31 protein-coding genes and 1 pseudogene are annotated in these 21,005 nt (G+C 59.8%); 7 read left to right on the top strand and 25 right to left on the bottom strand.

What is annotated here, in order from left to right; translation table 11 throughout:
- Positions 1–44: 44 nt before the first annotated feature.
- Together J2D73_RS16700 and J2D73_RS16705 are read left to right on the top strand one after the other, a co-directional pair.
- Positions 45–527, top strand: a complete 483-nt coding sequence (locus J2D73_RS16700; protein ID WP_207883152.1) for a DUF2778 domain-containing protein — start codon at positions 45–47, stop codon at positions 525–527.
- The gene (locus tag J2D73_RS16705) at positions 524–787 is read left to right on the top strand and encodes a hypothetical protein (protein WP_207883153.1); all 264 of its coding nucleotides are present in this window, start codon (positions 524–526) and stop codon (positions 785–787) included. Before J2D73_RS16700 ends, J2D73_RS16705 begins: the two co-directional genes overlap by 4 nt.
- A gap of 66 nt (positions 788–853) precedes the next feature.
- Here the strand turns inward: J2D73_RS16705 and J2D73_RS16710 are convergent, their stop codons facing one another.
- The 10 genes from J2D73_RS16710 to J2D73_RS16755 form a co-directional block, all read right to left on the bottom strand.
- Positions 854–1,378, bottom strand: a complete 525-nt coding sequence (locus tag J2D73_RS16710) for a hypothetical protein (RefSeq protein WP_207883155.1) — start codon at positions 1,376–1,378, stop codon at positions 854–856.
- Positions 1,375–2,580 (bottom strand): hypothetical protein, encoded by a 1,206-nt coding sequence (locus J2D73_RS16715; RefSeq protein WP_207883157.1) that lies wholly within the window; start codon positions 2,578–2,580, stop codon positions 1,375–1,377. Before J2D73_RS16715 ends, J2D73_RS16710 begins: the two co-directional genes overlap by 4 nt.
- Complete coding sequence (locus J2D73_RS16720) at positions 2,570–4,393, bottom strand: DUF927 domain-containing protein (protein ID WP_207883159.1); 1,824 nt, start codon at positions 4,391–4,393, stop codon at positions 2,570–2,572. The genes J2D73_RS16715 and J2D73_RS16720 overlap by 11 nt, the downstream gene beginning before the upstream one ends.
- Positions 4,390–4,599, bottom strand: coding sequence for a helix-turn-helix domain-containing protein (locus J2D73_RS16725; RefSeq protein ID WP_207883161.1), 210 nt, complete (start codon positions 4,597–4,599; stop codon positions 4,390–4,392). Before J2D73_RS16725 ends, J2D73_RS16720 begins: the two co-directional genes overlap by 4 nt.
- A gap of 180 nt (positions 4,600–4,779) precedes the next feature.
- Positions 4,780–5,334 carry a MerR family transcriptional regulator gene (locus tag J2D73_RS16730; protein WP_207883163.1) on the bottom strand — a complete coding sequence of 185 codons (555 nt, stop codon included), beginning with the start codon at positions 5,332–5,334 and terminating at the stop codon, positions 4,780–4,782.
- 23 nt (positions 5,335–5,357) lie between these two features.
- A complete protein-coding gene (locus J2D73_RS16735) occupies positions 5,358–5,693 on the bottom strand; it encodes a hypothetical protein (RefSeq protein ID WP_207883165.1) in 336 nt (111 codons plus the stop codon).
- Positions 5,690–5,887 (bottom strand): helix-turn-helix domain-containing protein, encoded by a 198-nt coding sequence (locus J2D73_RS16740; protein WP_207883167.1) that lies wholly within the window; start codon positions 5,885–5,887, stop codon positions 5,690–5,692. Before J2D73_RS16740 ends, J2D73_RS16735 begins: the two co-directional genes overlap by 4 nt.
- A 104-nt stretch (positions 5,888–5,991) precedes the next feature.
- Positions 5,992–6,651 (bottom strand): hypothetical protein, encoded by a 660-nt coding sequence (locus tag J2D73_RS16745; protein WP_207883169.1) that lies wholly within the window; start codon positions 6,649–6,651, stop codon positions 5,992–5,994.
- Positions 6,648–7,865, bottom strand: a complete 1,218-nt coding sequence (locus tag J2D73_RS16750; RefSeq protein WP_207883170.1) for a tyrosine-type recombinase/integrase — start codon at positions 7,863–7,865, stop codon at positions 6,648–6,650. Before J2D73_RS16750 ends, J2D73_RS16745 begins: the two co-directional genes overlap by 4 nt.
- 139 nt (positions 7,866–8,004) lie before the next feature.
- Positions 8,005–8,253 carry a hypothetical protein gene (locus J2D73_RS16755; RefSeq protein ID WP_207883172.1) on the bottom strand — a complete coding sequence of 83 codons (249 nt, stop codon included), beginning with the start codon at positions 8,251–8,253 and terminating at the stop codon, positions 8,005–8,007.
- Between the two features lie 240 nt (positions 8,254–8,493).
- On the opposite strand from J2D73_RS16755, the gene J2D73_RS16760 reads away from it, so the two are divergent.
- The 5 genes from J2D73_RS16760 (at position 8,494) to J2D73_RS21290 (ending at position 10,733) form a co-directional block, all read left to right on the top strand.
- Positions 8,494–8,862 (top strand): SLOG family protein, encoded by a 369-nt coding sequence (locus J2D73_RS16760; RefSeq protein ID WP_207883174.1) that lies wholly within the window; start codon positions 8,494–8,496, stop codon positions 8,860–8,862.
- Between the two features lie 115 nt (positions 8,863–8,977).
- A complete protein-coding gene (locus tag J2D73_RS16765) occupies positions 8,978–9,307 on the top strand; it encodes a hypothetical protein (protein WP_207883176.1) in 330 nt (109 codons plus the stop codon).
- Positions 9,308–9,846: 539 nt separating this feature from the next.
- The gene (locus J2D73_RS16770) at positions 9,847–10,086 is read left to right on the top strand and encodes a hypothetical protein (protein WP_207883178.1); all 240 of its coding nucleotides are present in this window, start codon (positions 9,847–9,849) and stop codon (positions 10,084–10,086) included.
- Entirely contained in the window at positions 10,076–10,537 is a 462-nt protein-coding gene (locus tag J2D73_RS16775) for a MucR family transcriptional regulator (RefSeq protein ID WP_207883180.1), read from the top strand. The genes J2D73_RS16770 and J2D73_RS16775 overlap by 11 nt, the downstream gene beginning before the upstream one ends.
- The gene (locus J2D73_RS21290; protein WP_369334006.1) at positions 10,521–10,733 is read left to right on the top strand and encodes a helix-turn-helix domain-containing protein; all 213 of its coding nucleotides are present in this window, start codon (positions 10,521–10,523) and stop codon (positions 10,731–10,733) included. Before J2D73_RS16775 ends, J2D73_RS21290 begins: the two co-directional genes overlap by 17 nt.
- A gap of 75 nt (positions 10,734–10,808) precedes the next feature.
- Here the strand turns inward: J2D73_RS21290 and J2D73_RS16780 are convergent, their stop codons facing one another.
- The 15 genes and pseudogenes from J2D73_RS16780 to J2D73_RS16845 all read right to left on the bottom strand — a co-directional run.
- Complete coding sequence (locus J2D73_RS16780) at positions 10,809–11,567, bottom strand: hypothetical protein (RefSeq protein ID WP_207883182.1); 759 nt, start codon at positions 11,565–11,567, stop codon at positions 10,809–10,811.
- A 223-nt stretch (positions 11,568–11,790) separates the two neighbouring features.
- Positions 11,791–12,240, bottom strand: coding sequence for a hypothetical protein (locus J2D73_RS16785; RefSeq protein WP_207883184.1), 450 nt, complete (start codon positions 12,238–12,240; stop codon positions 11,791–11,793).
- Positions 12,240–12,587: a DUF6527 family protein gene (locus J2D73_RS20905; RefSeq protein ID WP_341535120.1), complete on the bottom strand. Its 348-nt coding sequence runs from the start codon at positions 12,585–12,587 to the stop codon at positions 12,240–12,242. Before J2D73_RS20905 ends, J2D73_RS16785 begins: the two co-directional genes overlap by 1 nt.
- Before the next feature lie 185 nt (positions 12,588–12,772).
- On the bottom strand, positions 12,773–13,324 hold the full coding sequence (locus J2D73_RS16790) for a hypothetical protein (protein WP_207883186.1): 552 nt from the start codon (positions 13,322–13,324) through the stop codon (positions 12,773–12,775).
- On the bottom strand, positions 13,317–13,580 hold the full coding sequence (locus J2D73_RS16795) for a hypothetical protein (protein WP_207883188.1): 264 nt from the start codon (positions 13,578–13,580) through the stop codon (positions 13,317–13,319). The genes J2D73_RS16790 and J2D73_RS16795 overlap by 8 nt, the downstream gene beginning before the upstream one ends.
- An 86-nt stretch (positions 13,581–13,666) precedes the next feature.
- Positions 13,667–14,242, bottom strand: coding sequence for a phage antirepressor N-terminal domain-containing protein (locus tag J2D73_RS16800; RefSeq protein ID WP_207883190.1), 576 nt, complete (start codon positions 14,240–14,242; stop codon positions 13,667–13,669).
- A gap of 357 nt (positions 14,243–14,599) precedes the next feature.
- A complete protein-coding gene (locus J2D73_RS16805) occupies positions 14,600–14,818 on the bottom strand; it encodes a hypothetical protein (RefSeq protein ID WP_051291754.1) in 219 nt (72 codons plus the stop codon).
- 15 nt (positions 14,819–14,833) lie between these two features.
- The gene (locus J2D73_RS16810) at positions 14,834–16,132 is read right to left on the bottom strand and encodes a CotH kinase family protein (RefSeq protein ID WP_207883193.1); all 1,299 of its coding nucleotides are present in this window, start codon (positions 16,130–16,132) and stop codon (positions 14,834–14,836) included.
- 8 nt (positions 16,133–16,140) lie between these two features.
- Complete coding sequence (locus tag J2D73_RS16815; protein WP_207883195.1) at positions 16,141–17,088, bottom strand: tail fiber domain-containing protein; 948 nt, start codon at positions 17,086–17,088, stop codon at positions 16,141–16,143.
- A 4-nt stretch (positions 17,089–17,092) separates the two neighbouring features.
- On the bottom strand, positions 17,093–17,560 hold the full coding sequence (locus J2D73_RS16820; RefSeq protein WP_207883197.1) for a hypothetical protein: 468 nt from the start codon (positions 17,558–17,560) through the stop codon (positions 17,093–17,095).
- Complete coding sequence (locus J2D73_RS16825) at positions 17,557–18,093, bottom strand: phage fiber-tail adaptor protein (protein WP_207883199.1); 537 nt, start codon at positions 18,091–18,093, stop codon at positions 17,557–17,559. Before J2D73_RS16825 ends, J2D73_RS16820 begins: the two co-directional genes overlap by 4 nt.
- Positions 18,090–18,716, bottom strand: coding sequence for a glycosyl hydrolase 108 family protein (locus J2D73_RS16830; RefSeq protein WP_207883201.1), 627 nt, complete (start codon positions 18,714–18,716; stop codon positions 18,090–18,092). The genes J2D73_RS16825 and J2D73_RS16830 overlap by 4 nt, the downstream gene beginning before the upstream one ends.
- Complete coding sequence (locus J2D73_RS16835) at positions 18,713–18,952, bottom strand: hypothetical protein (RefSeq protein ID WP_207883203.1); 240 nt, start codon at positions 18,950–18,952, stop codon at positions 18,713–18,715. The genes J2D73_RS16830 and J2D73_RS16835 overlap by 4 nt, the downstream gene beginning before the upstream one ends.
- A gap of 74 nt (positions 18,953–19,026) precedes the next feature.
- On the bottom strand, positions 19,027–20,781 hold the full coding sequence (locus J2D73_RS16840; RefSeq protein ID WP_207883205.1) for a glycosyl hydrolase family 28-related protein: 1,755 nt from the start codon (positions 20,779–20,781) through the stop codon (positions 19,027–19,029).
- Positions 20,782–20,820: 39 nt separating this feature from the next.
- A pseudogene (locus tag J2D73_RS16845) lies at positions 20,821–21,005 on the bottom strand (hypothetical protein); the annotation flags it as partial.

Raw genomic sequence — 21,005 nt, forward strand, 5'->3', positions numbered from 1 at the left:
AGCCGCTCGCTATCAATGTCTCGTAAAGTAAACGAGCGTGGCTTATGGCGGTTAGCTGCACATTTTCTCTGAACAACAAATCCTCATCCGTCCTGCACTGCGAGGGTTTCGGGGATTTGCCCGCGTTCTCAGGGGCGGCTGGGGCTGTAGACAATCCAGCCAAAGTTGGAATCCCAATGGTCGGCCCCCTCCCGCGCGGGCTTTACTACATCGTCGGCAGGCAATCAGGGGGCCGGTTCGGCTGGCTCTATGAACTGGTTCATCGATACATCTTGCAATCGGACCAATCCGACTGGTTTGCACTATACCGTGCAGACGGTCAGATAGACGATTATACGTTTATCGAAGGAATCAAACGTGGTAATTTTCGGCTTCATCCTGCCGGTATCCGTGGAATTTCCGAAGGGTGCATTACTGTCGTGGACAGGACCGGCTATGCCCGGTTGCGCACAAAAATCCTTGGTGGGCAAATGATGTCGATCCCTGGCGCTGGAATGCTTGCCTACGGGACCGTCGAAGTACGATGAAGCGGTTCACTGTAAACCTAGCCAGCATTGCACTGTTGACGGTCCTCGGCGTGCGTGTCGCGTGGGTTTGGGCCGCGACAAATATGCCTGCGTCGGGCGCTCAATTGCTCGCGCGAATGAGCCCGCCTGGAGACGAAGCCGTCTACACGACGTTCGGGATTCTTGCCTTGATCGCCTCGCTCGCTCTAAGTTCGTTCATAGTGGCGCTCGCCAACAGGCTGTACGACCGACGCCGCACGCTAGGACAGCGATCGCACTAACCGCACCCCTAAAGCATTACAGGGCGCGGCATAACTATGCAGGCCATAGATTGAGGGGGCGTCCTATCAAGTGCCCGCTATGCGGAAGTCGCCCGCTATGCCAGCGCATGTCCCGTGGACGTCACGCAGCACTGCAGCGAGCGCCCTTCGTTGCATCGGGCCGTGTCGATGACGGGCATGACGCGCAAGCGTCTGAACCGCGCGCCATACTTCGGGATCACCGAGCGCGAATTCCGCCGCGTCCATTGCGTGGCTGAAAATCGCAACTCGGTCCGGACCGTAGCCCATCTCCGCAAGAAATTTCTCACACTCTTGCACATAAGGGTCTGCTACCCGCCAGTCCCACAGCGCGTCGACAACCCGCTTCTCGCAGATTCGGTGCGCGATCGGTGCGGCAAGATACCCGGCCATAGTCGCCGCAATGGCGTTGGGCGTGAGCTGGTACGCCGCCTGCGAGAGCGTAGAATCGACGACTGAAAAAGTGTCGTCCCGATCGACAATCGCAAAATGTGTAACGGTCACAGGCGCCCCGAGTGCTGCCCAGACGACCACGGGCGCAGCCGCACAGATCGTTTCGTGTTCGTAATTCATGCCACTTCCCCCTGCTCGTCACGAACGATCTGATGACCCCACCAGTCCACGCGCTCATCGGGCAGCGCTTCGCCCCGCAGAACAGCCTCGCCGTGATTGATGAAATGCGCGCGCTGCAGCGCAGAAACGTCAGCCTTCCTGCGGCAGAACTGCCGCGCCGTCATGACAAGCGTTCCCGGCCCGATCGCGTTGGCAGCTCCCGCGTTGTCGCTGTCCCATGTGCGCGTCAGCGCTTCGTCAAGATCGTCATACTCGCGCGCGGCCTTGTGCGCCCAGTCGTAGACAACGCTCCACGCGTTCGGCAGACCGGTGCGCTTGGCTGCCCAGACGACGTCCCTCCAGCGCTCGTAACCGGACTTCGGATCAACGGCGCCGTTTGAATTGTTCGCCTTGCGGCCGGTGAAGCTGGATGGGATCTTGTCGAGCAGGAACTCCAAAGTTTTACGATTCGTTTCGCAATCGAACACCGTCCCGTCATCACTGGCGGCACGTGCGACCGGGGCCTTCGGTTCGGGCGGGGGCATGATTCCGCGCTGCGTCATGAAGACCTGGAGGTACCGAACCATCCGGCGCGGGATGTAGATAAGGTCACCCTCGTAGACAACGCGCGCCTGCGCCCCCGCAACGCTGTTCGTAGTGCCGGGCAGACGGATCACCCGTGCGCGGTCTTGCCGGCATGCAGGGTCCATCTTCAGGCCGTAGTGCGACAGGACCGTCCAGATATCATCTGCGGCGACGCGCCATCGTGTGACGCTCAGGTCTTGGTCGAACCCCCATATCGCCTGCACGCCGCGCCCCGTGAACACGACGCAGGACGGCATGAGGTTGACCTGCTGGCAAACCTCGAACAGGTGCTCCAGCGCCGCACGGGGGTTGGCATAGCCGTCATCCCCGCCGTGCGCGTCCAGATCGGCATAGAAGCACCGCCACGCCTTGGCCATGGCCGCATTGCGGCGCTTAGGCACACCTGCTTCGAACTCGAAGGCGGCCGGCGTCCAGTAAAAATCCGTGGCGCCGCGCGCCTGCAACGCCTCGACGGCGCCCTCGATGTAATCGAGTAGGTCAGGACGATCGAGGTCGAGCCAGACGTGGTGCGCGGCGGTGACGGAGAATCCTGCATCAGGGTCGCGGACCATGCCGACAATGGCGACTTCGCCAGTTTCAGGAAGGAATTTTCGGATTTTCTCGAGTTCAATTTTCATTGTTCGCGACCCCGTAAGAAAAGATCGAAGATTCGATCGCGTAGAAATATCGCGGAGAGGATTGTCGCCCGCTTCCTAAACGAAGTTGATATCTCCAGCGGTATTTTTCCGGATCCGCGCCATATCCTCGCAACAATCCCGCCTTGAAAAGCATGCGCGCTGCAGCTTCGACATTCATGCGGCCCTTAATTTCCTTAAACACGGCCGTGTTCAGTAAATGCAGATCGGAATCGCCTGATCGATTTTGTAGAAGGATACCCGCTGCATTTGGCGGGGGCGTTAAACTCGATGGACCGCCGCTTGTCATAGGCATGAATCTCGCGGCCTGCGTTTCCAGAAAAGCGCGGAGGCCTTCCACCAGCCGAAGTAATTCGCCGTTTTCAGCACCTCCCCGCGCGTCCAGCCATCGCCCGAAGCAAGTCGCGACGGCCGTCTCCATTTCTTGTTCAAGCCCTCGCCACCGAGGTATGACGCCGCATGCGCGGCGAAGCGCAAAGGCGATGACCGCATAAGATTGTCCGGCGCGGTCGACCTGGGCGGAAGCGTTCACAGGAACACATCGCACGCGGAACGCGGGGCCAAACTGCCCCCACTCCCGCCTGACCGTTCCAAGATCAGACAAAATCGAGGTTATGAATGCGCGCGCTAGTATGCCGTGTTCCTGCCGAACACAGTCGCGCAGTTCTTGCGACAGTTCATAACTGCCCCCGCGGCCATGCAGTTCGTCAAATATTCCGCCTGCAGACCCTTCGGCGGGCAAATCTAGCAGTCGGGCGTTTTGGCCTGCTGCACCCTCACCGTCTTTCGAACTCTCGACCAGAGCCCGATACGACATTTCGCCTGCTGAAAGCATAACCGTTCGGAAGCTGACTGTGGGTCTAAGACTGCCATCCACGCGACAACGCGACTTTCCGCCGCCGTTCCCGACGGCGTACGCAATGTCACCGCGTCCCCGGAGTCCTATCTCGCCCAACTCGTCGGCAACAAGCGGCCCGTCGTCGGCCGCCGCAAGCCGCGCGAGGAGGGCGTTTGTAGTACCTGCGCAGGATTGTCGTTCTTTGCCCGGGTCCCCCCAGGCACTACCCGCGACCAACAGCGCGACTGACTTTCCGAGCCCGGACTCCCCGTCGAGATGTAGTCCGAAGCCCTCCAGACCGAGCGGCCGCAATAGCACGGGAGCCAGTGCCGCACCTACCGCAGTCAACAAGGTCGGATTACCCGTGGCGAGTGCGAACTGCGGATATCTCCCTCGGCCACCTTCAGGATACCGAACATGGCGATCTGGACGTTTGCCGCGCAGATACGGAGGCGGATCTGCTCGGCCGATGACCTCACCGTTGGCCATTACGTAGCTGGAAAAATCAGTACTCCATCCTGGCCTCGCTTGTGTCGGATACACAGGCGAGTCTTGCTCCAGAGCGGTAAGGAGCGAGACGATCAGCTCGTTTATGCCTCTACCGGCGGCAACGTAAACCCCGCTCGCCCGGAACAACTTCACAAACCCGAGGCGCTCTGTAACGATCTCGGCGTGAATCTCCAGCTCGACAGTTTTTCCTGAGAAATTCTGAACTGCGAGCAGTGTACAGCATGGATCGCCAGCCAGCCGGCCCACTACAGTGAACGCGGCACAAAGATCACGATAGGCGAGAACAATTTCGACGCCTTGCGATTGCGTTTTCTCTGCATACTGGAATCGATTTCCCTTGCGTCGAAAACTCCCTCCGCAGTATTCTTCGCTTGCGTCATTGTTGATTTCGATCTCGCCCCCGGCCTGCAACCGGGGGCGTTTTCGTTTGAACTCGAGGACCGTCATTTGCGGTCACCGCCCTTGGTCTGCTCGAGGTAGTTCTGGACCGAAATTCGATCGTACCGCGGGTGGCACCCCACCTTCGTATTGTATCCGGCGATTTTGCCTTTATCGAGCCACGCCCGCACGGTCGCCGTCGTCACGCCAAGCATTCGCGCCGCTTCGCCTGGCCGGAGTAGAATACGCTCTGGTTGTTTCACAGTCGACCTCACACGTTTTCCTGCGCAATACGCGCATAGTTTCTGATTTCATGGCCTATTTTCCTGAATGCATGTTTCCGGGACCATTCCCGGCGCCGTTGTCACGCTGGCACGTTCCGCCCCAACAATCCATCATTTTTTCAGTTTTTTTCAAAACGTATAGATAGGATATAGCCTATTTATACACACAACTCACGCCGCAACTTCGAAATACTCCGCGATCGCCCGATAGCAGCGATGCCGGACATCCGCGATGACGTGTATCGGGATGTCGCCGAGACACTGCAAATCTTCCACGACCTGGTCCGCGAGGCTCGTTAGCTCGTCCCGCCGCTCTTCCGGAGCGTATATCTTCCAGACGAATGATTCTAGTAACCAGATGAGGCACTCGGGAAAGGGCCGACTCGTATTGCGAAGAGTTGCCGCTCGAAAACGGCGTTTGTAGCTGCGTACGGCGACGCTGATAGCGTTATCAATCTCTTTGCGTTCGCCCCCTGTACGAGGATGCTCGGAAGCCCTGGCTGCGGAAAAGAACAGACTCAGGAAGTGGACATGCGCGTCCTGCGCCCAACAACCCATGACAAACCGCTCGCCTGCGGTTATATCCTCAAATTTCAGACCGTTTATGTTGACCGCCCACAGTTGGCCGGCCCCGATTTGCCGACGGATCGTGCTTTCTGAGTATCCGGTAATATCAGACACTTCTTTTACGGTATATGTATTAGGAATTGTCTTATTGCGCGCCATTATTGATCTCCACATCTTCGCGTTTAGTGCATCGCAGCGGTAAGCGGCTTCGTAGGATATTCGCTCTCGAACTGCTCCGCGATCGCTCGATCAAAGCGCCTCCGAATGCTGGCGACGGCCGGTGGCGTGACGACATTCTCGACGGCGAGCTCATACGCGACGCTCGCAGTGAGGCATGCGATCCGCTCGCGGCGCTGTTCAGGCGCGTACGCGGGCTCCAAATGTTCGGACAGGGCCGCCACCAGGGACCGGGGATCTGGCCATGCCGCACCTGCTCGAACAGCACGACGGAAGTCATTTTCGTAGGAATCCACGACGATTCCCGCGACGCGCTCCGCAGCTTCCTGGTGATCGGTCATCGTCCGCGCACCGCGCATGCGGTTTCCTCAGCAAGAGTCCCGCCTAGCCACCCATTCAGACTGGAGACCGTAATGCGACGGGCTGTCCCGAGCTTGATAGACTGTAACGTACCGTCGTCCAGACGACGCTGGACAGTCGCGCGACTAACGCCCGCCATCTCACAAACTTCGCGGATCGAGTAAAACTTTTTCATCTCTATCCCCCTGCATTGATGTTGCTTGTTATATCAAGCAGGAGCTTTCTATGTCTTTCGGAACAGTGCGGCATAGAGTGCATCTCTAGCGAGCGATATTTCCCCTAGGGGGAAACTTTGGGGGTAGAAATTCCCCCTATACCGCCTTGATGGGCACCGGGCGCGACCTTTGACTTACGCGGTCGTGGGTTGGATGTAGTTTTTTGAATTTCCTTTATTTTTTTTACGATTTCACTAATTGAGTTATTGTTCCACAGGTCAGGTCTTGTATACCTTATTATATAAGCGGCGAGTTTTATTTGAGGAGCTGTGGGTCCGAACCCCCGAAGTCGAAAAAACGCTCTAGCCAAACTGACAGCGTCGCGAACATCCGGGTAATGCCCCGAGCGGCTGTCCGGACTGCGCGCAGTGTATACTTCACCCCACCTTGTGAGGAAGCCCTCTAAACCGAGTTTCACGGGCGCCAAGTCGTCACAAAAATCGTTCTCAGCGCCATTGTTACCGAGGTAACGCGTTATCGCCAGATCGGCGGAACGGAGACACTTTACAAGCTCTCTTCTGGCTTCCTCGTTGGATTCGGAGAAAGTTTTAGATTCTTTTCGTAATGCAGCTCTTTTTGACAAAAGCTCAATTCGAGTGACAAAGGGCTTGATATCCTTTTGCTCGGAGTCAACCACTCCTATCTCTTTCAGCCATCCGCTCACCATTTCTATCTTGTCATCCGCCACGGGCGAAATGTCTCGAACATCGACAGCGTTTCTCATTGCCCCTCTCCCCTTCCGCCGGTCGCACACCACTGCGCCCACGCCCCCATCATCTCCCGCCGCTTCTCGAACAGATCGCCCCGGCGATAGGCACCTTCGACCCCGCCGACAACGTGAGCCAGCGCCATCTCAGCGGCCTCGCGGGGATAGCCCGTCTCTTCGCTCGCCCAGTCGCGAAACGTGGATCGCAGGCCATGCACGGTGACATCCTTTGTCCCGGCGGCGATGTGAAGGGCCTTGGACACCGCCACGTCTGAGAGCGGCTTACCGGCGCGTTGGCCGGGGAATACGAGATCGCCTTGCTTCTCGTCTCGGAGCGGCCGCACTTCCTGCAGGATAGCCACAGCACCCTCGGACAAAGGCACGCGGTGCTCTTTGCCCGTTTTCGCGCGGCTCGCCGGAATCGTCCACACTCTCGCATTGAGATCGATTTCGGCCCATGTCGCGCTCCGCGCCTCGTTCGAGCGCGCAGCGGTAAGCGCGACGAACCTGACGACCTTCGCGGCCAGCCCTTGCGAGGCTGCCAAAGCCGCCATGGCGCGGGCTATGTCCTTGTGATCGATCGCAGCCCGATGCTTGACCTTGGATATCTTCGTCGGCGGGGCGAATATCGCTGACAGATGCCCTTTCCAGCGAGCCGGATTCTCGCCCTCCCGCCAGCCCTGCGCCCGGGCGTAATCGAGAATGCGCTCTATACGCCCCTGAATGCGGCTCGCCGTGGTCGGCACCGTCTGCCAAACCGGACTCAGGGCCGAAATTACGTCGTCAGTCGTGATCGCCGCCACCGGCGCGCGCCCGAAAGACTCGTAGACGTACATGCGCAGGGAGCTACGCCAGATCTCGGGACGCCGTTGGTCGCGCCAACCGGGCGCCTGCAAGTCGATGTACCGATCCGCGACACTCTCGAATGTACGAACAACTTCACGCCGCGCCTGCGCCCGCTCACGGTGCCGATCCTCAAGGGGATCGCCACCCGAGCGGATCAGTTCACGCGCCTTCTGCGCCGCCTCCCGCGCGGCGGCCAGCCCGACGTCGTAAGTCGGTCCGAGGCCCATAGCCCTGTCCCGGCCGGTCACCGGCGACCGGAAGCGAAATTCCCACGAACGCGAACTCTCGCGGACGATCAACCATAAGCCGCCCCCGTCGCCGTGCGCTCCCGGCTTAGCGGTTTGCGCCTGCCGAGCGGTCAATCGCCCTGGTCTTACCCGTGGCATGAGGTTCGAATCCCTGTCCCAAGAGAGGGCCTCGCCCCCTGATAGAACCCACGATAGAGCGTGCTATAGGGAGATACAACGAGCCGCAAAGAGACGCACATGGTGCGGAAAAAATGGCGGATTACCGGGATATTTTGAGTTACCGCGACGTTGCTTGATACATACGTTCGGTGTCCGCCGCGGACACCAGCACCAATAAAAAACCGCAGAAAACAGCCATTTCTTGAGACGGTTTTACAGTTCGCGGATTCGGTTTTACAAAACGCTCCAGAAAATTCCCCTTGTACCCCACCCCCATCCGTGCGATTCTGCGCGGGCTGCGGCGCTGAGCAATCAGTATAGAGGGACCGCGTAAGTCGTGGGCGGTCTGGGTGCCGATACTGGCCATATCTACTTGTTAGAGGTGGAGTAGTCGGATCAACACTACGGTGGGTACGGACCGCCGCAGCAGCCCCCGTCGTGAGGCGGTAGCAAAACGGTAGCCGCAAGGCCGTTAGAGTCGTCGCCGTATAAAGACGGACCGGGAGCATGAACCCGTCATAAGGAGCATGCAGAGTCGTGGATTGGTTAACGCCACCCACGCCGCAGCCGGTGGAAGCCCGGCAACACTCCATAGGGGGCGTGATCCGTGCGAATACTCGTATGCGGCGGGAGATCATACCCGCATCGACATATTGTGTTCGATTGCCTTGACGCCATCGCACGCAGATACGGGGTTGAACGCATCATCCATGGGTGCGCGAGCGGAGCCGACAAGCTCTCAAGCGAATGGGCCGCTGCGCGCGGTGTCGCCGAAGATCGATACCCAGCAGATTGGTCTGTTGGTCGCAGGGCCGGCCCGGATCGAAATTCTCGAATGCTACTAGAGGGAGCGCCGGACGGAGTTGTCGCCTTCCCTGGTGGTCGAGGCACTGATGATATGATCCGTCAGGCGCGGTCACAGGGAATCACAGTGTGGATGCCACGTATCGCTTGGGACAATACCGTTCACCAATGAACGCCCGCGACTGGATGGAGGTCCGCGCGCACGTCCGGCAGATCATGCAGTGGGGCAGCGACACGCGGCATTGAGGCGCTTGACTCTGAGCGCGCGTTCTCGTTCTGTTCCATCCATGCTTGGACGCAGCAATCACACTCACCATCCGTCGCTCGACGCCGCATTGCGTGAGACTGATGTTGCGACGGCCGCGCGATTGGGGCTGAGTCTGTATGCTCGGTGCGGGTGCGGCAGATCGGGGTCCGCCCATCTGGAGATGGTAGTGCGCGACAGGCCATCGGTCAGGCGCATGACCGTGATCGCTCTGGCGGAGCGACTGACATGCAACAAGTGCGGGGAGCCATTTGCGAACGTGAGCCTGTCCGACGCCGCGTGCGGCCCGGACTGCCCCGGCGTTTACCCGCGCACATGGGGTATTCTGCTTGTTGATCGCGCCGCTGGCTGAGCGGGATTTCCGAGTAACTGGCCGCCGTACGAACGAGAGGAAATCGCCCCGTTTTCGGCAGTTAACAGCCAGAAAATGAGCGTACGGGACAGCCGTATCGGCAAGAGAGAATCACCCATAAGGCCGGGTCCGAATATCGCGATTTAGCCCATCCTATCGGGTAAAAACGGCAGAAGTCAGCCACATTTACCCCGGATTCGCTCTGGAGCCGATCGCCCCCTACCCCAGCCACTTCCGCCGCATGTGATCAGCAAAAATAATTCGCGCCAACCCGCATTTCCCCGTTGACCAATGCACCCAATGAGTGCATAACAATCACATCAGGCACCTCGCTGGATCAGGGGTTAGGACAAGACGATGGCTAAATTCTCCGTATTTGCGAACGTTGATCAGAAAGACACGTCTTTGGTGTCTGAGCACCGCACGCTGGCAGCGGCTGGCCGCTCCTACCAGTCAGCACACACTGGCAATCTCCGACGGGTGCTGGATGATAAGGGCCGCGACGTTACGTTTGAGGCGTGCGACGCAGCCAATCGTTAATGAGCAAGCACAGATCCCGCATCACGCTCCTGTCCCCATCGCCTCGCGCGCTGGAGATAATCAGCTGGACAAATCCGCCCGGCGCGTCGGCTCTCGGCTATATCCAGCGCGGCGACGATCAGGGGCGGTTGTTGCGCCTCGCATCCGGCGCTCTGGTTATCCAACTGCCAGGGGGGTCGATCGGGACACTCGACCAACGCAAGGCTCAAGCGATGCTGGACGCGGCGGATGCCGCATAAGTCACGAGCCGAGAGGGTCGCATATCTGGAGGCATACCGGGCAAAGCATCGGCCGAGTCCAGAGACGCAGGAGCGTAACGGACTGCCGCCCTTTGGCGCTTACGAATACAGCGCAGACGGCACAAAAATCCGCTGCCACGCCTGCGGTCGTTTATTTGGCGCGCTCAACACGCATGTCCGTGTGCATGATCTGGACGCCGAGACATACAAAGAGGTGTTTGGCCTCAAGCGCACGTCATCCCTACTCTCACCCGCCGCCGCCGAAAAACAAAGGCAGGCTGCAATAGAGCGAGATCAGGGACGCAGTTGGAGAGAGGGGCCGTCCCCGATCTCCCCGCGCCCGATAGGCATAACCAACAGGCTGCAAACCAGCGTCGAGGCGAGCGCGCCTCGCAAGGGACGTAATATGCGCGCCGGACAAAAGGCTAAGCCCGATGCAACCAACCCCTGACCAGATCAGAGATACCCGCGTAGCCGCCGGTCTCACGCAGGAGGATGCGGCTGCTCTGATCCACTCTCAGCGCCGGACGTGGCAAAATTGGGAGCTTGGGACGCGGGTAATGCACCCGGGTCTCTGGGAGTTGTTTTGCATTAAGGTCGGCGAGTCCACCCCTAATCCGGCCACTTCCGCCGCATGTGCGCCCTGACCGCGAGCAAGATCACGACGCCAGCGGCGAAAGCGCCGAAGATAGCGCCTGCCGCGAAGCCTGCTTGGAAGTCGGTCATGCTGCGCTCGCCCGCATCTCAGCTACCAGCGCGTCAAGCGCCTCGCCGTTGGGTGACAGGCCGCTGATCCCGGTCCAGTTCTGCCGCGACACCAGACCATAAGCCTCGTCGCAGAACTGGCGCAGGAAACTCCACGACATGCGCTTCTGCTCGCCCCAGGTATTCAGGTAGAGCCAGTCAGCGTCAAATCCATGCAGCCAGACGCAGTGTCCGCCCGCGATGCTGTTGTTCTGCTGGGGATTGAACACCCAATCCCCGCAGCCGACGACGCACGCCCACTCCGGCAGTGACAGGCCGATATAGACGCCACCCAAGAACGCGATTGCACGCTGGATGCCCTGCACGTCGGTCGGCGCGATCGAACCGTAAGCCGTCAGGTAGTCGCGCGTCTGACCGGGCCGTTCGAAGCCGTCGACGCACCACTTGTTCAGGACGTCCAGTTCGACCGCGCCGTTGTCGTTCGCACCCGTGGCCGGATCGAACGGCGGCGACGTGGCCGAGGCGTAGTTCTGCAGGACTTCCGCGTCGTCGAGGAGAACCGGAGCCTGCGCCGCGCCGGTCCACGTGCGGATCGCGCTGGCCACGCCTACCTGAGTGCAGCAGCCGTATCGGTCGTTTTCCCAAACCGGCCACGCTACATCCTTCGCCCAGTTCGCGGACGCAGGGATGACGGGGAGTGCGGCGGCCAGTGGCACGGCCATGCGGTAGGTGCGCGCGTCATGGCGCGGAGAAAGTTTGCCCAGCTTTCTTTGCATTTCAGTTCCTGATTTGTGGTATTGTTGGCGCATGACTGCGGCGGCGTGGATGGACACGCGGGACTGGGGGAATGGGATACCCTGACGCAGCGTTTAGGCGCTGGACGGTCTAGTCCCTGAGCACAGGGGCTGCCTGCATGTGGGTGGGTTCAGCCGTTCCGGGTTTCGAGACCCGGGTCACGAGCACATGCACAGCCGGTATCAAGCCCGGCCCGCAGTCACGTCATTTTACCCCAAGATACCGCCCGGCATCATAACCGTCCGGCAGCGTCGTGTGGTCTGGATGCAGCAGACAGTCGCGGACCAGAGCAGCGCAGGCAGCATGGGCACCGAAGATCAGCGACGACGTGCCGACGTAGTGGATGGAGTAGACGCGCCCGCCACGGATGCGCGCCGTCATGCGACAGGACATTGCGGCGCTGGCGGAAACGGTCGGCTTGACCAGATCGCCCATCAGCGGGACTGCGCCGGATACGGACGGAGTCGAGACTGAGCCGCCCCACTCGCCATCCCAATCGTCCGCGTCCGTCTGCACGCGCACCGATGGCGGCCCAGCGCACGCGACGAGATCTGGATACGGCATGCCGACCAGTTCGGCGCGCGCCTGTTCCGTGCGGTCGGCGCAGGCCGCGAGGCTCAATACCAGCGCCAGAGCAAAGATCAGCGCGCGCATCAATCTCGCCAATCGTCAGGGATATCGGGCAGCGGGACAGTTTTTCCCGCCAATGCGTGCGTGCTATCGCCGCAAAACTGAATTTGGCCCGCTCGAACGAAATAATGACACGTCGCGCCGGGATTCCTCCCAAGATCGACTTTGACGGACGGCCCGAAGGTAGGGGCCTGCGCATTCCCATCGAACGACCACTTTGGACCATCTTGCGGGCATCCGGTCACATTGATGGGATGAATCATCTGACAGCCGGGGCACCACGTAAAATGCTGCACACTGATGGGAAGTCCGTCGCGCTCATGTGTGATCGTTGCCAGTTTTGAACTGAGAAGTTGAATGGTCATACCCATCGCCCTTTGAGTATTTCGCGTTGGCGCAATGCGGAGATCGCTAATACCAGCGCCAGAGCCACCACAGGACGACGGCCGCAGCCGCCATCCCGGCGAGGATCACCGGGCGGCCGCACGGCACAGAGCCCATGAGAACAGCCAAAGACCCAGTGCCGGAGCCGCGACGATGAGAGCCGCGCCCCACATTAGCGCGACACGCCCAGCGTCTTGAACGCCTGCGATTCGGTCATGCCAAGGCGCGCCGCCGACGTGGAGCCGAGCAGCGCCTCAAACAGAGACACGACCGTCGCCAGCGCGTTCGCCGCCGTGGTCGCGTCACTCTTGACGGTGGACGACAGAGACGAGCCCGCGCCGGAAATCGCTTTCGCAATCGTCGAACTTACGGACTCGATATCCGACAGCAGACTGTCGACGCGCGTCTTCCAGTTGGTGTCGTCGTAGCTGATCGTGACACTCGAACCGGCGGCGGTGGAGAACGCCGTCAACGCCGTGGAAAGCGCGGTCTCGGCTGCCTCGATAGCGGCGAGATACGGCGTCAGCGCCGAGATGCCCGACGCGAGGCTGATGATCGTGGCCGCAGCGTTGACCCCGGCCTGCCCGTAAGCTGTGATCTTGGCGACGTTGAGCGTGATCGTGGTGACGTTGCCCGACGTGGTGACGGTGCAGGCGGCAAGCGCGGTCCCGGCTGCGAGCATACCGACGCCACGCAGTGCGGCGCGACGGGATACGTTACGCATTGGCGGCGGTCTCCGTGCTGGCGGTGCCCTCGACGGCGCTGATGACGGCGGTGATCCCGTCGAATGCCTTGGACAGGCCGGCGTCGATGCCGGACAGATCCACGCCGGGCGCGAGGTTCGGCACTAGCGCGTTGACGAGCAGCGACAGGGCGTTGCCCGCGAGCGCGATGTCCGCTTTGACGGCAGACGATTCATGCTTGCCCGCAACGGTCGAGATCAGGTTTTCGAGCGAGGTAATCGAGGCCAGATCGGCCATGGTCTTTCTCCAATAAAAAAGCCGCCCGGTTAGGGGCGGCTGTGTGTCGGCAGGCCGGTGTCTATCCGGCAACGGATTAGGAAAAGTTAGGCGGCATTATCCAAGAGATTGAGGACCGCCTGTTGCGAGTGCGTCAGCAAATTACGAGGCGGAACCGGGAGCCCCGATGACTTCCACGCCCACGCGCCTGCTGCCCGACCCCACAGACGCATTGCGTGCTTTGAGGCGTTGATGCGTGCGTTCAGGTCTCCGGCGTCGATGTCGCTGAGTGAGGACGCGTCATTCGCGTGCAGCGCGCTACCGAAGAAATGATTGAACAGGACGCGGGCGCATTCGGTCTGGTATTCGATGACCTTGGCTCGCGTTCCTGCATCCTTGATGCGGTCGGGATGGATTGTCGCAAGCCAGAAATTCAGCATGTCGAGCGTCAGGAAAGTATGCTCCCTGACGCGGTCATCTCCATCAAGACGAACCTCCATTATGGAGGTTCGTGACTTGATAACGGGGTGACGCATGATCTTCTTGCGCTGAGGCTCCCAGTCCAGCCCAATACCTTCGACAACGGGCTTCATCGCTACCAGCGTCGTCTGCGGGCTATCGCCCTGAACAGCAGCAAGGGTGGCGCCATGAAACGGAATGGTGGTAAGTGTACGGTTCGTCATTCGGACTCCTATTCCGATTGATGTGATTTCCCGCGTTGACGCGCGGGAGACGTGCTTGGGATGCGGGTTCCGGCCAAGGTAAATCCCGCATCCCGTTCGCCGCCATCACGACGCTGAACCAGCAGTGACTACTATATGCTGATTGGGTGCCTGACCCAACACAAGATATGGGGTCGCAATCGCAAAAAATTCCTTGACGCCAGTCTTCCGGGATTCTTGATCAGTATATTCATGATTTTGCTTGTTTTTATGCCGTGGTATTTGTGTTTTGCAGCGATGTTTGTGGAATTTCCACGAGTCGTGTCGACAGAATAATTCGGCTTATTACAAGAAAGTAATCACTATAGGCTTTGGCCGTTACTTCCCGGCCCCAACATCATCCGCGTTTGCCGCGTGCTTGCCGTTCATACCGATCGCATTGACGATCTGGTAAAGCGGCAGCCACTTCGAGCCGGCGGCAGGACGCGGCCAGAACCGGGCGATCAGCGCGCATGTCGAGACGACGAACGACACGATGATCGTCGCGTCGCCCGCATACTGCGCCGGGAGCAGCGCGAGGATTGTTGAGAGGTCCATTGTTGGACTCCTGAATTATGCTGAGTAGCCCCATCGGTCATCGAGCCACGCGAGACGCCTGGAGAACCAGTTGAGGATATAGGGATTGTTCGACGGAAGGTTTGTGCCCCACGTCGTCCAGTCATACTCCACATCCGCTGGCCGGAAGCCTGCGCTGTAGAATTTCTGTATCTCCGTGAGTGTTTCGAGCGTCAGAACGCCGTTGGCGCGCAGGTAGGCGTAGCGGGCGTTGATAGCGCCCGCGAAGTATACGGAAAACGACGTCCACATAGCGTCCTGATCAGTGGTTATACCCGTCGTCTCGGGGTCAGAGCCGTACGGGAAATTCCACTTGCAGCCGAGGCTTTCGTCGAGATCGTATGCATCTACCTCCCACAAGCCCGAAGTTTCGGTCCCGGTGTAGGATTTGAGCATCAGATTGTTGGTCATGCTGTCAAAGCTGCCGACCACATCGCAGAAAATCTTGTAGTCGATCCACGACTCAAGCCGCAGATAACTTGGGTAGTTCGCCCAGCTATCCGTCCCCGCGAGAACCGCCTTGAACCACGCCAACAATCGCGCCGGGACGGTATCGTCAGGCGTCGCCGGGGACGAAAACTCCCACACCGTGTCATCTGACAGGTGGGCAGTATTGGACCAAAGATCCGTTGGTCCGTGCTGTGGTTGCAGCAGATAGTGTTGCGCGTTGCTGTCGTCGATCAGGTATGTCGCGTTGGTGTTGTTCGACCGCAACATATATGCGCCGTAAAGCGTTGGCGCCGTCGCTGACCCTATCTGCATGTAAACGGCGATCGGGCGACAGTCACATGAGAATTGCGCATCTGACAGCAACGACAGGTCGGCATCCATCCACGCATACCACGGCGCGATACGATTGTTCGGCGGATCGTAGGCGCGTCGAATGCGACGCCAGAGTTCCAGACAGATCGCCTCTCGCGTCATGGTGCGGTCAAAGGCTGTCGCGTTGCTGTTGATCGAGCCGTAAGCCTTGAACGTGATCGACGTGGTCTCGTCCCACGATCCGAACCGCAGCGCCACCTTGTCCTTGCTGGCGTTCTTGACCTTGATCTTCCAGTTCTGCTTTACGGCATCGGCGCTCGTCTGACCCTGTATCTCAAGTGTGCTCAGGCCGCTATCGTTTGAGTATAGAACCGCATCTCCGCGCATAAGCGCAAAGTTGCAGTCCACAGTGTCGCCAATGGCGGGAAGCGCTGTTGTGGTAATCACAATGCGATCCGGGAAATCCAGGGAGACGAACGTCTCTGACGACCGCAGCCCCCAGACCGCATTGTCGATGGCTGACGGAGTGGCCACAGCTTACCTCACTTGCTGGCGATATCGGCGCGCAGGGCGGCGATGCACAGAGCATGCACGGCGTCATAGCGCAGGCCTTGCTTCATTTTCTGCGATCCATCCTCATTGAGGACAGCCCGCTCTACAGTCTTTCCGTTTTCGTCCGTGCCAATCTCCGTCACGGCGTCCTCGCACCACATGCCGTAATCAGCGGCGTTCATGCCCTCGGCCTCGAAAGCCTTCTGCACAGCCTGCGCCAGAGACCCGATGTGTCGACGCTTACCATCTGAAAAGGTCCAGACCGAAACGGGGATATTGCGTCCAACACGCAAAAGTTTTTGCGCCTCGTCGTCGGGGGCCGCCGCCCCAACTGCCGCCCCGTGACCGGCCGGATCGGACAGAAGTTTTATGTTAACCTTGGCGTTAACATCGGATGTGCTGATGGTGCTCGTCGTGGAGTAGATCGTACCCCACGGATTACTGGCCGTCCCGAGTGTGCAAGCGCCGCTGGTTTGCGGATGGAATGCTGCGGCAGTAACCGCAAGGTATGGGCTTGAGCTGCTGTTCCATCCGAAAATAGCCGCCTGACTTGACGCGCTGCCGATCTGGAACTGGAGATAAGGCTGCGTCGTCGAGGAGTCGCCGATCGTCAGATAAGCGTTGCTCGTGGCTGGCGATGTCGGGATCGTAACGCCCTTGCCAGAATCAAGCCCCAGCACGCCACTGGCGGCGTTTATGCTCGTCAAGGGGATATATTTAGCAAGAGAATTTGCGACGGACGTAGTGGCCTCGTTTGCTGTCGTCACGGCAGCCGCAGCGTTGATCGTGGCTGTAGTCGCGGCTGTCGTGTTGGACGCAACAGTTGCCGCCAGCGTCGCCAGCGTCTGCGACGTGTCCCCACCTGACGCCGTGACTGTCGCTGCCGAAACATCGCCGCCGACAGTAACGAAAACAGGATTGCCATTTGCAACAGACATACGGTTACGCTCCAGTATAGACGGACAGGACGCCGCCGTTCGATTGTGTGTTCGGGAAATAGACCGTGCCGTCCGTCATGATGACGGAGCCGTTGGTGGTCAGGCCGGTCGGAAGCGCGGTCGCGCCTGCGATGTAGACGTCGCCTTCGAGCGTCACGTCGTCCGGTAGTGTGCCGAGCGTCGTAGCCGTCACGCCGGTCGGCGCCTTAACCAGAGTCAGGTTCGTCGGGTCAAAGGACGATCCTGATGTGAATGACGCCGTAACAGCGTAGATCGCGCCTGCGTATTTCAGCAGTTGCCCGGCTGTATATGCGGTCTCAGCGTTCCACGCGCCCGCGAACCCCGCCACAGAGCCGCCAAGCAACGACGCTGCAACCTGCATCCAGACGCCGCCGCGCACGAGGGCGAGGATGTCGCCAGATTCAAGCGCCGTGGCTGCATCTGCCGCAGTGATGTCGATTGTGGTTGTCATGACGCTGCCGCCGCGAGCGCGACGCCTTTGGCTGTGACAATTGTTCCGTTTGCAGCAAGCAGCGCGTCGGAAAGTGATGTCGCTGGAGTGTCGTTGGTGATCATCAGCAGCACGACTTGATTGTCAGTGCGGCCCTGCGCGGTCTCGATTTCAAACAGGACGCGATATGTCGTGCCCGGCACGCCGGACCCGAGCATCACGACGCCGACCATGCCATCCGCGGCGGGCCATTTGTCTGAAATCACAGCCAAGTCGTAAGCAGTGCCCGGTAAAGATGAGCCGTCAGACAACGTGATCGATACGGATACGTCTTCGATCGTGTCTCCCGTTCCAGCCCCCCAGATCGACCAGTCCACAGAATAATCCAGGACGTCTGCGCTGGCCTTCTTCGGAAACGAGGGAGACTTGAATGCAGTCTGAAACCCGCGCATCCGACACTGATCAGGCCGACACCCGCCGCCGCTACTCGCGCCCGGAACCGTGTAGAGCCGCAGCGCACTAGGCACGAGACCGTTGGGTAGCGTCGTCGTCATGCGCTCACTCCATCAAAAAGCTCCAGAGCCCTCGCCTGCCGCCGGGCGAGACGCGCCAGCCAGCCAGCGCCGAATTGCGGGAAACCGTCGAGGCTGCGATAGCGCCGCTCCTGCAGGCGGGAGACGTAGAGGATGCGCGCCACCTGTTGCCCGGGCTGACTCTCCGCCAGCGCGGACGAAGTGATCGGGCCGTAGATGCCGTCCGTCGTCACACCCAACCGATCCTGCAGCACGCGCAGGCGAGACCGACCCATGTTCATGGCCTGATACGCCACGCCAGCAACCGCAGAATCACTAAGCGCCGATAGAGACGCGCCAACTCCTGCATTGACGCCATAGTCAAACCCCATCAGGTCGAGGCCGGACGGCAGCGTGTCGCCGCGCACTTCCTGCCAGTAATTCTGCCGATAGATCGCTGATGCCGTCTCGACGGTCAGGTCGCGCATGTCCGAGATCTCGACGCCGCGACGTAGCCACGCCGCCAGAGTGACGGCGCTGATGCCCATGTTCGTGCCGATGAGGCGACCGCGGTACCAGTTGCCGGGATCACCGGAGAGACGCTGGTAGCCGCCTTCTTCGGTCAGTGTGAACGAGAGGCAGGGCTGCAGGTTGGTGGCGGTCATGGGCGCACCAGATGGGCGAGAAACGCCAGCGCCCGCACGACGCCATCAAGGCCAATCAGGCCAATCGCCCACCAGACGATCTTTATCCCGTTCTTCGCGAAGTCTATCACGCTGATCAGGCCATTTACGGACGTCTCAAGGCGCTCGACAGTTTTCTCAAGGGACTCTACTCGCCCCTCAAGGCGTCCGAGTTCGCGATCCACGGTTGCAACCGCGGTCGTGTCCTGTGCAGGCATTTCAGTTTCCAGATACAAAAAAAACCGCCTCAAAGGGCGGCTGGGATTACTCGACGCCTACCCGCGAGGACTGCTTACGGGCCAAGCTCGTTGATGATCTGATTGTTGCCACTGCTGTTCTGGTTCGAGCTTCCGCCAGCGCAGTTGTGCAGGTTGCTGTTGCTGACCGACGAATATGTCGTCGAACTGCCGATGTAGACCGCGTGCATGGTCGTCGTCGTGTTGCCCAGGTTATCGTGGCAAAACTGCACGTTGTCGACGGAGTTGTTGGTGCTGATCGTGTTCCCGGTCGAGCCGCCAGAAAGCTGGATGCCCCACTCATCATCGGTCGACCCGCTCTGCCCGCAGCCCATAATCAGGCCGCCGTGCATCTTGAACCCGTCGATGTAGCTGACGATGCAAGCGCCTTTGGTATTCTGGACCTTGCCGCCGTACCACTCGACATCGCCTGAGTAAAATCTTGTCGAATTGAAAATCGCCAGATTATTTCCGACTTGAGACTGATACAATTCGCAGTCGTAGCAGGCAAAGTGCGCAAAGTTGTCAAGATCAAGATTGATGTTTGTGCCGGTCCCCGCCGTGTTGTTGCTCTCGTTTTCGAACCGGGCGAGATACAAAAACTGAGGGCAGGAATTGATACCGATCGAGCTATCACACCGGACATTGAGACCTTTGCGAGTCTGGTTGCATGTCAGTTTGGTCGCCCACACTGTCGCGACGAAATCATGCACATACAAGCAGTCACTCGCCTCATGCGTGCCGTCGAGCGCGGAGTCTATGTGACCGTCAAAGACATCAACGATATCAGATCGTGTAGTGCAGTTTCCGAGATCGGTCTGCGTGCAGCCAGTGCCGCCGTTGTTATCTGAGCCGTATAGCTCGATACCCGTACTGAACGCTTCCGCGCCTGTTGCGACGCCGTTTGTCGCCTGCTCGTGCATCTGGCGGAAATTAAAATCGTGGATGCTGATGGCCGATCCAGCGTAGTTAACGACGGACCGATACATGCCGTATGTGTTGATACGATAGACATCGCAGCCGTTGCACTGGCTGATGCGGATAGCAGCGCCTGTCTGAGCGCCACCGTTGACGATGCTGAGGTCGTGGACCGCACCGTCATACCAATAGCGGCTACTGTCGGTCAGAGTGGACGCGAGATTAAGGAGCGTGCCGGTCCCGGTGCCAGTCCAGACCAGCGTCGTGTTGCCCGGACCCGCGCCGCGCAGGTGGATGGGGCACGTCCAGTTGATCGGGCCGACAACGCCGTAGCGTCCTTGCGGGATGTAGACGTCGCCCGCGCCCGTCGAAGAGGTCGAGGGATACGCGGTCCCGTTCGACGACGCGACAACCTTGGCGCAAGCCGCTGTGATCGCGGCCTGAAATGCAGTGGTGTTGTCCGTAGCCGGGGACGCGACCGACCCGAAGTCCATGACGTTGGTCGCGTCAGAATAGTGCAGCGCGTGCGAGCGACTGGTCGTGCCGCTTGTCGCCTTCGCCACACCAGCGCTCTCGTCCGTGCCTGTCACCGTGCCGTTAGTGATGGTCGGTGTCGTTAGCGACTGATTGGTCGACGCGCCCGCAGACGCCGGGACAAGCCCCTGCTGCATCGTGTTGAGCTGATCGGCCGTCAACACATTGCCGTTCGAAAACGTCACAATGGGCGTGTTCGAAACCACCGAAGCCGTCGCCATCATGCGTGTAGCTGATACGCGCGCCGGGGCGCCAGCAAGCCGAGTGTCGCCGAGGACCGGGTGCGTCACGTCACTGGCGCCAGAGCACGCGCAGAGGCACGCCAGCAGGGCCGCCGTGAGGAATCGTTTTACGAACATTGATTGTCCCGGATGGAAAAACGCCTCAGAGGGCGGTTGTCAGGAGGCGCTATACGTGCTGCCGATCGGATACGCGCCGTCAGGGTCGACGATAGCCGCGCTGCCAGTGGGGGGCGACCATGTGGATGTTCCATCCCACAGGATGCGGTTCCAGACGTAGCCTGCACTCCTTGCGAATGTCTCGGAAGATCCATTCGACTCAGTCATCGTCTCGTTCGCCGCCG

It is taken from the genome of Acetobacter sacchari (assembly GCF_017377715.1).
GTDB lineage: Bacteria > Pseudomonadota > Alphaproteobacteria > Acetobacterales > Acetobacteraceae > Acetobacter > Acetobacter sacchari.

Bases quoted from the DNA above. Each gene is read 5' to 3' on its own strand.
- J2D73_RS16825 (WP_207883199.1), bottom strand. From the start codon at position 18,093: ATGACGACGACGCTACCCAACGGTCTCGTGCCTAGTGCGCTGCGGCTC.
- J2D73_RS16840 (WP_207883205.1), bottom strand. From the start codon at position 20,781: ATGTTCGTAAAACGATTCCTCACGGCGGCCCTGCTGGCGTGCCTCTGC.
- J2D73_RS16820 (WP_207883197.1), bottom strand. From the start codon at position 17,560: ATGACAACCACAATCGACATCACTGCGGCAGATGCAGCCACGGCGCTT.
- J2D73_RS16830 (WP_207883201.1), bottom strand. From the start codon at position 18,716: ATGACCGCCACCAACCTGCAGCCCTGCCTCTCGTTCACACTGACCGAA.
- J2D73_RS16800 (WP_207883190.1), bottom strand. From the start codon at position 14,242: ATGACGAACCGTACACTTACCACCATTCCGTTTCATGGCGCCACCCTT.
- J2D73_RS16835 (WP_207883203.1), bottom strand. From the start codon at position 18,952: ATGCCTGCACAGGACACGACCGCGGTTGCAACCGTGGATCGCGAACTC.
- J2D73_RS16715 (WP_207883157.1), bottom strand. From the start codon at position 2,580: ATGAAAATTGAACTCGAGAAAATCCGAAAATTCCTTCCTGAAACTGGC.
- J2D73_RS16775 (WP_207883180.1), top strand. From the start codon at position 10,076: ATGCCGCATAAGTCACGAGCCGAGAGGGTCGCATATCTGGAGGCATAC.
- J2D73_RS16705 (WP_207883153.1), top strand. From the start codon at position 524: ATGAAGCGGTTCACTGTAAACCTAGCCAGCATTGCACTGTTGACGGTC.
- J2D73_RS16795 (WP_207883188.1), bottom strand. From the start codon at position 13,580: ATGGCCGATCTGGCCTCGATTACCTCGCTCGAAAACCTGATCTCGACC.
- J2D73_RS16785 (WP_207883184.1), bottom strand. From the start codon at position 12,240: ATGCGCGCGCTGATCTTTGCTCTGGCGCTGGTATTGAGCCTCGCGGCC.
- J2D73_RS16755 (WP_207883172.1), bottom strand. From the start codon at position 8,253: ATGGCCAGTATCGGCACCCAGACCGCCCACGACTTACGCGGTCCCTCT.
- J2D73_RS16730 (WP_207883163.1), bottom strand. From the start codon at position 5,334: ATGGCGCGCAATAAGACAATTCCTAATACATATACCGTAAAAGAAGTG.
- J2D73_RS21290 (WP_369334006.1), top strand. From the start codon at position 10,521: ATGCAACCAACCCCTGACCAGATCAGAGATACCCGCGTAGCCGCCGGT.
- J2D73_RS20905 (WP_341535120.1), bottom strand. From the start codon at position 12,587: ATGGGTATGACCATTCAACTTCTCAGTTCAAAACTGGCAACGATCACA.
- J2D73_RS16805 (WP_051291754.1), bottom strand. From the start codon at position 14,818: ATGGACCTCTCAACAATCCTCGCGCTGCTCCCGGCGCAGTATGCGGGC.
- J2D73_RS16735 (WP_207883165.1), bottom strand. From the start codon at position 5,693: ATGACCGATCACCAGGAAGCTGCGGAGCGCGTCGCGGGAATCGTCGTG.
- J2D73_RS16815 (WP_207883195.1), bottom strand. From the start codon at position 17,088: ATGTCTGTTGCAAATGGCAATCCTGTTTTCGTTACTGTCGGCGGCGAT.
- J2D73_RS16745 (WP_207883169.1), bottom strand. From the start codon at position 6,651: ATGAGAAACGCTGTCGATGTTCGAGACATTTCGCCCGTGGCGGATGAC.
- J2D73_RS16720 (WP_207883159.1), bottom strand. From the start codon at position 4,393: ATGACGGTCCTCGAGTTCAAACGAAAACGCCCCCGGTTGCAGGCCGGG.
- J2D73_RS16740 (WP_207883167.1), bottom strand. From the start codon at position 5,887: ATGAAAAAGTTTTACTCGATCCGCGAAGTTTGTGAGATGGCGGGCGTT.
- J2D73_RS16770 (WP_207883178.1), top strand. From the start codon at position 9,847: ATGAGCAAGCACAGATCCCGCATCACGCTCCTGTCCCCATCGCCTCGC.
- J2D73_RS16750 (WP_207883170.1), bottom strand. From the start codon at position 7,865: ATGCCACGGGTAAGACCAGGGCGATTGACCGCTCGGCAGGCGCAAACC.
- J2D73_RS16765 (WP_207883176.1), top strand. From the start codon at position 8,978: ATGCTTGGACGCAGCAATCACACTCACCATCCGTCGCTCGACGCCGCA.
- J2D73_RS16780 (WP_207883182.1), bottom strand. From the start codon at position 11,567: ATGCAAAGAAAGCTGGGCAAACTTTCTCCGCGCCATGACGCGCGCACC.
- J2D73_RS16710 (WP_207883155.1), bottom strand. From the start codon at position 1,378: ATGAATTACGAACACGAAACGATCTGTGCGGCTGCGCCCGTGGTCGTC.
- J2D73_RS16790 (WP_207883186.1), bottom strand. From the start codon at position 13,324: ATGCGTAACGTATCCCGTCGCGCCGCACTGCGTGGCGTCGGTATGCTC.
- J2D73_RS16700 (WP_207883152.1), top strand. From the start codon at position 45: ATGGCGGTTAGCTGCACATTTTCTCTGAACAACAAATCCTCATCCGTC.